The following is an 11,337-nucleotide window of genomic DNA, read 5'->3' as shown; positions in this document are numbered from 1 at the left end:
CGGCCCACTCAGGCCTCGGCGCGTTCCCGCCACTGGGTGAGGGCGATGCCGTGCCCGTCCGGGTCGCGGAAGGCGGCCGCCCACACCTCCAGCTTCGACCCGCGGTTGACGACCCGCGGTGGATAGGTGAAGCGGACGCCGGATTCGCGCAGCCGCGTGTACGCCTCCTCGATGTCGTCCACCTCAAGGTTGAGATGTACGAGTCGACGGCTGACGGGGACGGCCTCGGTGGCCTCCCGGAGCACCAGGCGGGTCGCCCCGGAGGCGAGCACCGCGTTCCCGGAGCCCTGGTCAACCTCGGTGAAGCCGAGGTCCTGATAGAAGGTGAGCGACCGCGTCAGGTTGGTGACGAGCAGGGTGAACCCCACCCCGGCGATCGGCGGGTCACCGGCGGGCTCCCCGAAGATCGCCTCGTCCAGGTCGGGGATCACCGGTTCCTCGGCGTACGGCGGCATCGGGTCGTCCAGGGGCAGGTCGATCGGGTCTGCCGGGGCAGGAACCCGGAACCCCTCGGCTGTCGGTCCGGGCGCTTCGGCGGTCGGGCGAGCGGTGGACGGGGTCCCGAATGGCGCCGCCGGGAACGGGGTCGCCTCGGTCGATGCGTCGAATCGTTGTTCGGCGGGAGACCGAGGGCTCGGCGCGGCGCGCCGCGGTAGGTCACCTGGGGCGGGCGGGTTGACCAGTTCCCCGTCCAGAACCGGCGGGCCGCCGGGGACTTGGTGGACGACGACCGTGCTGGGCTCGGTCGGCGGCGGGACCGGGTCGCCGTACGGGTCCCGGAACTCGTCGTCGGCTGCCCGGCCGGCCCACGGCGGTGCCTCCTGCTGGATCAGTAGCTCTTCTTCCGGTAGGTCCGGGTCCGGGTAGTGCGGGGGCAGGTCCGCCCCGCTGACCCGCGCGGCTTCGGTGTGGGTGAGCACCTCGTCCCAGAGGACGCGAACGTGCCGCTGGTCGTCGAGCGCCACCCGGATCGGTAGGGTCTGGCCCGGCGCCGGCCACTTGGCGACCGGCACCCGCGGCTCGATGATCTTCTTGGATCGCGGTGGTAGCCCGGGTGCGTCGATGAAGAGCTGCAGCTCGCAGCGGCCGAACGCGTACTGGGTCGGTGGTTCGGAGACGGTGTGCACGGTCCCTTCACCGATGACCCAGGTGCGTCCGCCGGCGCGAACCGTGGCGAGGGCGACCGCCAGCACCAGGATGGCGCCGCCGAGCGCCACGATCGACCAACTCGGCATGCCCAGGCCGAACAAGACCACGAACGTAGCCACCGTGCCCAGCGCCGCGCCGACCAGCTTGCGGACCGGCGCGATCGGGCGGCTACCGCCATTCGCCACTGTGGACCTCCTGGGGGGGTAGGGGTCAGGCTAGGCCGGCTCGCCCGTCGGGGGAAAGACCGACCGCCGCGCCGGCGCCGAGACCGGGCCGATACGCTGACCGTACCCAGCCCGGTCGCCTTCGGTGTACAGGAGGAACAGCGTGTCCAGCAGCAGTCCCGAGGAGCGTACGCTCGTATTGATCAAGCCCGACGCGGTTCGCCGCGGGCTGGTCGGCGAGATTCTCTCCCGATTCGAGGGTAAGGGCCTGCGGCTCGACGCGATGGTGCAGCGGACGCTGGACGAGGACTTCGCCGATCAGCACTACGCCGAGCACGTCAACAAACCCTTCTACCCGCCGCTGAAGACCTTCATGACCAGCGGCCCACTGGTCGCGCTCGTGCTCTCGGGCGACCAGGTCATCGAGGTGGTGCGGGGCATGCTCGGCGCCACCGACGGCCGGCGGGCCGCTGCCGGCACCATCCGGGGCGACCTGTCGCTGTCGAACCGGGAGAACCTGGTGCACGCCTCCGACTCCGTCGACAGCGCGAAGCGCGAGATTGGGCTCTGGTTCCCGGAGCTGGTCTGATGTTCCCAGGTTGGCCATCTGGACCGCGGGGAAAGGTCATGTCGGCTCGGTAGACCGGTGGGGTAAGTCCCCGATCCGGGAGGAACCATGACCGAGTTTGATCGACGTACGCTCCTGCGGACCGGCCTTGCCGTGGGTGCCGGAGCCGCTGGCGGAGCGCTCCTAGGGGGTGCCGCCAGCGGCGCCGCCGGGCCCGTCGCCGCGGGTTGGCGCCCCGCCGGTCGTCCCGTTCTGACGCACGGGGTGCAGAGCGGCGGCGTCTCCGCCGAGTCGGCGGTGGTGTGGACCCGGGCTGATCGGCCCGGCCGGATGCTGGTGGAGGTGGGCCGCCGGCCGGACCTGCGGGACGCCCGGCGGCTGCGCGGGCCGGTCCTAGACCCGACCGGGGACTTCACCGGCAAGGTACGGCTGCGCGGGTTGCCGGCCGGTGAGCGCTGGTACTACCGGGTCCGGGCGGAGAGCCTGGACCGGCCCGGGTTGTGCAGCGAGCCGCTGACCGGCTCCCTGCGGACCGCCCCCGGTCCCCGCTCGCGGCGCGACATCCGGTTCGTCTGGACCGCAGATATCGCGGGGCAGGGCTGGGGCATCGCCCCCGACTTCGGTGGAATGTCCATCTTCGCCGCCATGCGCGCCGCCGAACCCGACTTCTTCCTCTGTAGCGGCGACACGGTGTACGCCGACAACCCGCTGCCCGAGACGGTGTCGCTGCCGGACGGGCGGGTCTGGCGGAACCTCGTCACCCCGGAGAAGAGCAAGGTCGCCGAGACCCTGGCGGAGTTCCGGGGGCAGTACGCGTACAACCTGCTCGACGAGCACCTGCGGGCGTTCGCGGCCGAGGTGCCGCAGGTCAACCAGTGGGACGACCACGAGGTGACGAACAACTGGTACCCGGGCGAGGTGCTGACCGATGACCGGTACACGGAGAAGCGGGTCGACGTGCTTGCGGCCCGCGCCCGGCAGGCGTTCGACGAGTGGTTGCCGACCCCGATCCAGGGACCCCGCTACCGGCGGCTGCCGTACGGGCCGTTGTTGGACGTCTTCGTGCTGGACATGCGGACGCACAAGGACCCGAACGACGGGAACACCTACCCGGACCCGGACCGGGGGCTGCTCGGCCGGGAGCAGCGGGAGTGGCTGATCCGTGAGCTGACCCGCTCCCGGGCGACGTGGAAGGTGATCGCCGCCGACCTGCCGCTCGGGCTGGTGGTGCCGGACGGGTCGGCCCAGGAGGGGGTGGCGCAGGGCGACCCGGGGGTGCCGGCGGGCCGGGAGTTGGAGTTCGCTGAGGTGCTCCGGGCGGCCCATCGCGCCGGGGTGACCGGCATCTTCTTCCTCACCGCCGACGTCCACTACACCGCCGCCCACCACTATGACCCCGCCCGCGCGGCGATCGGGGACTTCACGCCGTTCTGGGAGTTCGTCTCCGGCCCGGCGCACGCCGGCGCCTTCGGCCCCAACCGGCTGGACGGCACGTTCGGCCCGCAGGCGGTCTTCGTCAACGCGCCGCCCAGCGGGAACACCAGCCCCGCGGTGGGTTTCCAGCACTTCGGCGAGGTGCGGATCGACGCCGACAGCGGTGCCTGCACGGTCCACCTGCGGGACCGCACCGGCAACTCGCTCTGGAGCACGACGCTCTCCGCTCCGCGGTGACCACGCCGGCCGATCACCGAGCTGCTCGGAGCTTCGTGATCGGCCGGTCCGGCGGTGGGAAAGTGGGCGGCGATCTCTGCCCGGGGTCGGGTAGGGTTGGCGACCACATGGCGACGATCCGGCTATCACCGGTGAGCCTCCGGAAGAAAGGGCCGCCGCGCCCGAGTAGAACCGGACGGGTCCGGCCCGTCACAGCCGGCCAACGAGCGGGCGGTCGATCCTGGCTGCCAAGCGGGGTGGTACCGCGGGCCCAGCCCCGGCGCGCCGACGGCGTCCGGAGCGGGTTCGTCCTCGCAGACCCACGAAGAGTGAGCTGCGAAGGAGCGCGACCCGCCGATGGCCTATCCGTTGCATGACCCGACCGCGACCGGAGTCCCCGCGAGCCCGGACCTGCCCGCGATCGAGCGTCGGGTTCTGGAGCACTGGACGGCCGACAAGACCTTCGAGGCATCCGTCGAAGCCCGGCCGGCCTCCCGCCGCTCCGCGAAGGGCGTCGTCGCCGACGGCGCCCCCGCCGACAACGAGTACGTCTTCTACGACGGCCCGCCGTTCGCCAACGGCCTGCCGCACTACGGCCACCTCTTCACCGGCTACGTCAAGGACGTGGTGCCGCGCTACCAGACCATGCGTGGCCGGCGGGTGGAGCGTCGGTTCGGCTGGGACTGCCACGGCCTGCCCGCCGAGGTGGTCGCCGAGAAGCAGCTCGGCATCACCAGCAAGGCGGAGATCCTCGACCTGGGCGTGGACCGGTTCAACGAGGCATGCCGGAGCTCGGTGCTGGAGTTCACCCAGGACTGGGAGCGTTACGTCACCCGTCAGGCCCGCTGGGTGGATTTCTCCAGTGACTACAAGACGCTGGACCTGGACTACATGGAGAGCGTCCTGTGGGCCTTCAAGAGCCTGCACGACAAGGGCCTGGTCTACGAGGGTTTCCGGGTGCTCGCGTACTGCTGGCGGTGCGAGACGCCGCTGTCGAACACCGAGACCCGGATGGATGACGTCTACCGGGACCGGCACGACCCGACGCTCAGCGTGTGGTTGACGCTCACCCCGGACTCCAGCGCGCCGGAGCTGCTGCGTGGCGCCGTCGCGCTGGGGGTCTGGACCACCACGCCGTGGACGCTGCCGTCCAACCTGGCGCTCGCCGTCGGCCCGGACATCGAGTACGCGGTGCTGGAGCGGGACGGGCAGCGCTACGTGGTGGGCGCCGCCCGGGTCGCCGCGTACGCCAAGGAACTGGAGGGCTACCGGCAGGTCGGCACCGTGTACGGCCGGGACCTGGTCGGGCGCCGGTACACCCCGCTGTACGACTTCCTGGTCGAGCCGGCGGGGGAGCACGCGTACCAGGTGCTCGGCGCGGACTTCGTGACCACCGAGGACGGCACCGGGATCGTGCACCTGGCGCCGGCGTTCGGCGAGGACGACCAGAACACCTGTAACGCCGCCGGCATCCCGACCGTGGTCACGGTGGATGACCGGACCCGGTTCACCGCGCTGGTCCCGCCGTACCAGGGGGAGCAGGTCTTCGACGTCAACAAGCGGGTGATCCGGGAGCTGAAGGAACGGGGCGTGGTGCTCCGGCAGGACACCTACACCCACGCGTACCCACACTGTTGGCGCTGCGACACCCCGCTGGTCTACAAGGCGGTGTCGTCCTGGTTCGTCGCGGTGACCCGGTTCAAGGATCGGATGGTCGAGCTCAACCAGCAGATCAACTGGACTCCGGGGCACATCAAGGACGGTTCGTTCGGCAAGTGGCTGGCCAATGCCCGGGACTGGTCGATCAGCCGGAACCGGTTCTGGGGCTCGCCGATCCCGGTGTGGAGGTCCGACGACCCGGCCTATCCGCGGGTGGACGTCTACGGCTCCCTCGCCGAGTTGGAGCGGGACTTCGGCGTACGCCTAACCGACCTGCACCGGCCGGCGGTGGATGAGCTGGTCCGGCCCAACCCGGACGACCCGACCGGGAAGTCCATGATGCGCCGGGTCCCGGAGGTGCTGGACTGCTGGTTCGAGTCCGGTGCGATGCCGTTCGCCCAGGTGCACTACCCGTTCGAGAACGCCGACTGGTTCGAGTCCCACTACCCGGGTGACTTCATCGTCGAGTACATCGGGCAGACCCGCGGCTGGTTCTACACGATGCACGTGCTCGCCACGGCGCTGTTTGACCGGCCCGCCTTCCGCAACTGCCTGAGCCACGGCATCCTGCTCGGGTCGGATGGGCGCAAGATGTCCAAGAGCCTGCGTAATTATCCGGATGTTTATCACATCTTTGACACCTACGGCTCGGACGCGATGCGCTGGATGCTGATGTCCTCCCCGGTGCTGCGCGGTGGTGACATGGCGGTGCACGAGGCCGGCATCCGGGACGCGGTCCGGCAGGTGCTGCTGCCGCTCTGGAACGTCTGGTATTTCTTCTCGCTCTACGCCAACGCCGACGGGCGTCAGGCGCGGCGGAGCACCGCCTCGGCGCACCTGCTCGACCGGTACGTGCTGGCGAAGACGAACGAGCTGGTCTCGACGGTGCAGGCACAGCTGGACGGGTACGACATCTCCGGTGCCTGCGCCACCGTCCGGTCCTACCTGGACGCGTTGACCAACTGGTACGTGCGCCGTTCGCGGGACCGGTTCTGGTCCGGCGACGAGGACGCCTTCGGCACCTTGTGGACGGTGTTGGAGACGCTCTGCCGCGTGGTCGCACCGCTGGCGCCGCTGACGGCCGAGGAGATCTGGCGGGGCCTGACCGGTGAGCGTTCGGTGCACCTGACGGACTGGCCGGCGGCGGAGGAGTTCCCCGCCGACCACGACCTGGTCGCCGCGATGGACGCCGTGCGGGGGGTCGCCTCGGCGGCGTTGTCCCTGCGTAAGGCCCGGGGGCTGCGGGTACGGCTGCCGCTGTCGGTGCTGACCGTCGCCACGCCGGCCGCCGCCGCGCTGCGGCCCTTCGCCGACCTGGTCGCCGACGAGGTCAACGTGAAGCGGGTCGAGTTCACCGACGAACTGGGCAGCTACTGCGAGCAGGTGTTGACGGTGGTGCCGCGGGCCCTCGGCCCGCGGGTCGGTAAGGCGGTCCAGCAGGTGATCAGGGCGGTCAAGGCCGGTGAGTGGGAGCTGGTCAACGGCGCACCGGTCGCCGCCGGGGTCACCCTCGCCGAGGGCGAGTACGAGCTGCGGCTGGTCGCCGCCGACGCCGAGCAGTCGGCGCCGCTGCCCGGTGGTGAGGGCGTGGTCGTCCTGGACACCGAGGTCACCCCGGAGCTGGCTGCCGAAGGGCTGGCCCGGGATGTGATCCGGGTGGTGCAGCAGGCCCGCCGGGACGCCGACCTGGATGTCTCTGACCGGATCGTGGTCGCGCTCGCCGCGTCCGAGCAGGTGTGGGCGGCCGTCTCCACGTACCGCGAGGTGGTGGCCCGGGAGGTGCTGGCCGATTCGGTGGAGCTCGTCCCGGGGCTGTCCGGGTTCACCGGTGAGGTGGGCGACGGTGAACAGGTTGCGGTGACCGTCCGCCAGGTTTAGGAGAGTGCGGAAGGACACGCTCGGGCCGTAGCCGGCGGCCCGAGCGTGTCCTTCCGCACCCCGCCCGGCCAAGTTGATCTCAAAATTGGTCACTCGGTCAGCGGACCCGCTGCACCTCGCGCGGGGTGCCTGGTGGGGGTCCGCTACCGTGACACCGCCCCTGTGCCCGCATTCGACCTGCCGGAGGACCAGTGCCGCTGCTCTACACCATCGGCAAGCTCACCTTGGGGCCCGCGCTTCGGTTGGGCTTCCGTCCGACCGTGGAAGGGCTGGAGCACGTGCCGGAGACCGGCGGCGCGATCTTCGCTGGCAATCACCTCTCGGTCGCCGACGAGCTCTTCCTCGGCACGACGGTCCCCCGGCACCTGGCCTTCTGGGCCAAGTCCGAGTACTTCAAGGGCGCCGGGCTGAAGGGGCGGTTCTCCAAGTTCGTGCTCACCGGTCTCGGTGCCATCCCGGTCGAGCGGGGCGGCGGGCGCGCGGCGCTGTCCGCCTTCGACGCGGCCATCCCCGCGCTCCGCTCCGGTGACCTCGTCGTCGTCTACCCGGAGGGGACCCGCTCCCCGGACGGGCGGCTCTACCGTGGACGTACCGGTGCGGTCCGGCTCGCGGTGTCGGCGGGGGTGCCGATCATCCCGGTCGGCATGATCGGCACCGATAAGGTACAGCCAATCGGTGCGCGGGTACCCCGTCCCTTCACCGGGCGGATCACCGTTCGGTTCGGCAAGCCGTTGGACTTCACCGGGCGGTCGGACGACCGCAGCTCGCTGCGGGTCATGACCGATGAGGTGATGAGCGAGATTCAGAAGCTCACCGGTCAGGAATATGTCCCGCGGTACGCGCCGGCACGTGGACGTCCGCCGGCGGACGGGGAATCGGGCCCGGTCTGAACCGACGCCGAAGGAGCGGAAGCCCCGGCTGGTTGACCCCGCCGGGCCGAGTCGCGGGAACGGACACCGGAGAGGTCAGTCCGACTGGACAACGATCTGCTTCCGTAGGGCGTCGAGCAGGGTGGCGCTGTCCGGCACCGAGAGCCGGGTGAAGACCGCGGTGGCGATGCTGCCGTGGTCAACGGAGGTGCAGACCACGACGTCGGTGCCGTCGTCGTGACCAAGAGCACATCGTCCGTGCCGGCTGCGGACCCCGGTCCCGACGGCCTGCGACGGGCCGAGCGCGTACTGGCCGGTGAGCCGCTCCATCTCGGCTTCCGCTGTCGACTTCGGCGCGAGCCAGAGGCCGGTGCCACCGAAGACCGTCACCTGCTTGCCGGCGCCGGTGCGGTAAATGCCGGCGAAGGTATCGCTGGCCGTCCAGTGCGCCTCGTCCATCTGCCGCGCCAATTCCGCCGCGGTCTGCCTGCTGCCGTGGTCCTCGCGTAGGTGCAGGTCCCCGAACGCGGTCGGGAGGGTGGCGTGCGCCGGGAACTGGTTGAGCACCGGTGTCGCCCAGTAGGCCGGGCCGCCGCAGCAGCACGCGATGACGAACAGCAGCGCCCAGGGCCACTTCCGGCGGTTGCGGCTCGGTGCCGCGCCGGTTGGCTTCGACGTCGGCCCACCGGGTGCTGGTGGACTGGCGGCGCCGGCGGGTCGTGGGGTCGGGTGACTGTTGTGAGCTGGGGCGGGATGGCCGGGGGGAGCCGGGGCGGCTGCGGGAACGGCCGCGTACCCGGTCGGCGGCGACGCTGCGGCCGCCGGGCCGGCGGCGGACGGCTGTCGCGGGGCTGACGACGGGAGCGGGGCGGGCGGGGCCGGTGGGGCCGACGACGGGAGCGGGGCTGGTGGGGCCGGCGACGGGAATGGGGCCGGTGAGGTCGGTGGGGTCGGCGGCAGCTCGATGGAGAGCAGGTCCCATCCGGTGGTGTCGGTGCCGGCCCACGGATCAACCGGGGTTCGGTCCTCCGGTGCTTCGGTGCGCACTTCTGCCGCAGCGGGCTCGATCGACTCCTCCCGGGGCCGGCGGCGTGGCAGTGGCGCGGCAGCGGACCCGCTCCCGGCGGGAGCCGGTGGTGGGGCGCTCCCGTCGGCAGGGAACCGCTGGGTACGGGTCGGGCCGTCCGGTTCGGCGTTGGTCGGCTCCGGCATCGTGTCAATCTCCTCTCGGCGACCCGAGGCTAGTACCGACGTACCCGCGTCCGTGAGCCGCCGCCGTTGGTCTCGTCGTCGGGCGCGTACCCTTGAGCATCATGAGTGCCCCGTCCACCACGCCGCGCAGCGCCGTGGCCAACTCCGTGTGGCCCCGGCTGGAACCGTTGCTGCCCCAGGTCGCCAAGCCCATCCAGTACGTCGGCGGTGAGTTGGGGGCGGTGGTCAAGGACTGGGACACGGCCGCCGTGCGCTGGGCCCTGATGTACCCCGACGCGTACGAGGTGGGCCTGCCTAACCAGGGCGTGCAGATCCTGTACGAGGTGCTCAACGAGCAGCCCGACGTACTCGCCGAGCGGACGTACGCGGTCTGGCCGGACCTGGAGCGGTTGATGCGCGCCCACGAGGTGCCGCAGTTCACCATTGACGCGCACCGCCCGGTGCGGGACTTCGACGTCTTCGGTGTCTCCTTCGCCACCGAGCTGGGCTACACGAACCTGCTCACCGCGATCGACCTGGCGGGAATTCCGCTCCTGGCCGCCGACCGTAGCGACGCCGACCCGGTGGTCGTCGCCGGTGGCCACGCCGCGTTCAACCCGGAACCGATCGCCGCCTTTGTTGACGCCGCGGTGCTCGGTGACGGCGAGGAGGCGGTCCTGGAGATCACCACGATCGTTCGGGAGTGGAAGGCCGAGGGTTCTCCCGGCGGTCGGGACGAGCTGCTGCTGCGGCTCGCCCGCACCGAGAGCATCTACGTGCCGCGCTTCTACGACGTGGACTACCTGCCCGACGGTCGAATTCAGCGGGTCGTGCCGAACCGCCCGGACGTGCCGTTTCGGGTGCACAAGCGCACGACGATGGACCTGGACGCGTGGCCGTACCCGAAGAAGCCGCTCGTGCCACTGGCGGAGACGGTCCACGAGCGGTACGCGGTGGAGATCTTCCGGGGCTGCACCCGGGGCTGCCGGTTCTGCCAGGCCGGCATGATCACCCGTCCGGTGCGGGAACGCTCGATCACCACGGTGGGGCAGATGGTACGGGAGGGGCTGGAGTTCTCCGGCTTCCACGAGGTGGGCCTGCTCTCGCTCTCCTCGGCCGACCACTCGGAGATCGGCGACATGTGCTCCGGCCTAGCCCAGCAGTACGAGGGCACCAACGTGTCGCTCTCGCTGCCCTCCACCCGGGTGGACGCGTTCAACATCGATCTGGCGCAGGAGTTGGCCCGCAACGGCCGGCGGACCGGTCTGACCTTCGCCCCGGAGGGCGGGTCGGAGCGGATTCGCAAGGTGATCAACAAGATGGTGTCGAAGGAAGACCTCATCCGGACCGTGGTCACCGCCTACACCAACGGCTGGCGGCAGGTGAAGCTCTACTTCATGTGCGGCCTGCCGACCGAAACCGACGAGGACGTCCTCGAGATCGCGGCGATGGCGCACGAGGTTATCCGGGCCGGCCGTGCGGCGACCGGCAGCCGGGACATCCGCTGCACGGTCTCCATCGGCGGGTTCGTGCCGAAGCCCCACACCCCGTTCCAGTGGGCCGAGATGGCCCGGCCGGAGGTCATCGACAACCGGCTGCGGCTGCTCAAGCAGGCCGTCAACGCGGATCGCTCGCTGGGCCGGGCGATCGGCTTCCGCTACCACGACGGCGAGCCGTCGTTGATCGAAGGCCTACTGTCCCGCGGTGACCGCCGGGTCAGCGCGGTCATCCGGCGGGTCTGGGAAAACGGCGGCCGGTTCGACGGCTGGAGCGAGCACTTCTCGTACCAGCGTTGGGTGGAGGCCGCCGCGGAGGTGCTGCCCAACTTCGGCGTCGACCTCGACTGGTACACCACCCGGGAGCGCGACGAGCTGGAGGTCCTACCCTGGGACCACCTGGACTCGGGCCTGGACAAGGACTGGCTCTGGCAGGACTGGCAGGACGCCCTGGGCGAGTACGAGCAGGACGACTGCCGGTGGACGCCGTGCTTCGACTGCGGTGTCTGCCCGGCCATGGACACCGAGATCCAGATCGGCCCGACGGGTAGGAAACTGCTCCCGTTGACCCCGGTCAACGGACTGCGGGTCCCCAGCGACGCCCAGCAGTAGCAGTAGGTCCCGGGGACCGGCGACCGTCGTCGGCCTGAAACCGAGGAGCGCAACGATCAGTAGGAAACGACAGCCGGAGGGCGGGCAGGCGCCGGTCGTCC

At 70.8% G+C, this 11,337-nt stretch carries 7 protein-coding genes; 5 read left to right on the top strand and 2 right to left on the bottom strand.

The window, feature by feature from the left end; all coding sequences use genetic code 11:
* Positions 1–8: 8 nt before the first annotated feature.
* Entirely contained in the window at positions 9–1,334 is a 1,326-nt protein-coding gene (locus tag SALPAC2_RS0110615) for a VOC family protein (RefSeq protein ID WP_018216638.1), read from the bottom strand.
* 142 nt (positions 1,335–1,476) lie between these two features.
* Between SALPAC2_RS0110615 and ndk the strand changes: the two genes are divergently transcribed.
* The 4 genes from ndk (at position 1,477) to SALPAC2_RS0110595 (ending at position 7,958) form a co-directional block, all read left to right on the top strand.
* Positions 1,477–1,902 carry a nucleoside-diphosphate kinase gene (gene ndk, locus SALPAC2_RS0110610; RefSeq protein WP_018216637.1) on the top strand — a complete coding sequence of 142 codons (426 nt, stop codon included), beginning with the start codon at positions 1,477–1,479 and terminating at the stop codon, positions 1,900–1,902.
* Between the two features lie 87 nt (positions 1,903–1,989).
* Positions 1,990–3,552, top strand: coding sequence for an alkaline phosphatase D family protein (locus tag SALPAC2_RS0110605; RefSeq protein ID WP_018216636.1), 1,563 nt, complete (start codon positions 1,990–1,992; stop codon positions 3,550–3,552).
* A gap of 336 nt (positions 3,553–3,888) precedes the next feature.
* Positions 3,889–7,068, top strand: coding sequence for an isoleucine--tRNA ligase (gene ileS / locus SALPAC2_RS0110600; RefSeq protein WP_018216635.1), 3,180 nt, complete (start codon positions 3,889–3,891; stop codon positions 7,066–7,068).
* A 191-nt stretch (positions 7,069–7,259) separates the two neighbouring features.
* Positions 7,260–7,958 (top strand): lysophospholipid acyltransferase family protein, encoded by a 699-nt coding sequence (locus SALPAC2_RS0110595; RefSeq protein WP_018216634.1) that lies wholly within the window; start codon positions 7,260–7,262, stop codon positions 7,956–7,958.
* A gap of 75 nt (positions 7,959–8,033) precedes the next feature.
* On the opposite strand, the gene SALPAC2_RS0110590 is transcribed toward SALPAC2_RS0110595, so the two are convergent.
* Positions 8,034–9,149: a hypothetical protein gene (locus SALPAC2_RS0110590; RefSeq protein WP_026184611.1), complete on the bottom strand. Its 1,116-nt coding sequence runs from the start codon at positions 9,147–9,149 to the stop codon at positions 8,034–8,036.
* A 101-nt stretch (positions 9,150–9,250) separates the two neighbouring features.
* Here SALPAC2_RS0110590 and SALPAC2_RS0110585 point away from each other — a divergent pair, with 101 nt between their 5' ends.
* Positions 9,251–11,236: a TIGR03960 family B12-binding radical SAM protein gene (locus tag SALPAC2_RS0110585; RefSeq protein ID WP_018216633.1), complete on the top strand. Its 1,986-nt coding sequence runs from the start codon at positions 9,251–9,253 to the stop codon at positions 11,234–11,236.
* Positions 11,237–11,337: the final 101 nt, after the last annotated feature.

The organism is Salinispora vitiensis, from assembly GCF_000378825.1.
In the GTDB taxonomy this organism is placed as follows: Bacteria; Actinomycetota; Actinomycetes; order Mycobacteriales; family Micromonosporaceae; genus Micromonospora; species Micromonospora vitiensis.
This window is presented reverse-complemented; position numbering and strand designations above follow the sequence as displayed.

Bases quoted from the DNA above. Each gene is read 5' to 3' on its own strand.
- SALPAC2_RS0110605 (WP_018216636.1), top strand. From the start codon at position 1,990: ATGACCGAGTTTGATCGACGTACGCTCCTGCGGACCGGCCTTGCCGTG.
- ileS (WP_018216635.1), top strand. From the start codon at position 3,889: ATGGCCTATCCGTTGCATGACCCGACCGCGACCGGAGTCCCCGCGAGC.
- SALPAC2_RS0110590 (WP_026184611.1), bottom strand. From the start codon at position 9,149: ATGCCGGAGCCGACCAACGCCGAACCGGACGGCCCGACCCGTACCCAG.
- SALPAC2_RS0110585 (WP_018216633.1), top strand. From the start codon at position 9,251: ATGAGTGCCCCGTCCACCACGCCGCGCAGCGCCGTGGCCAACTCCGTG.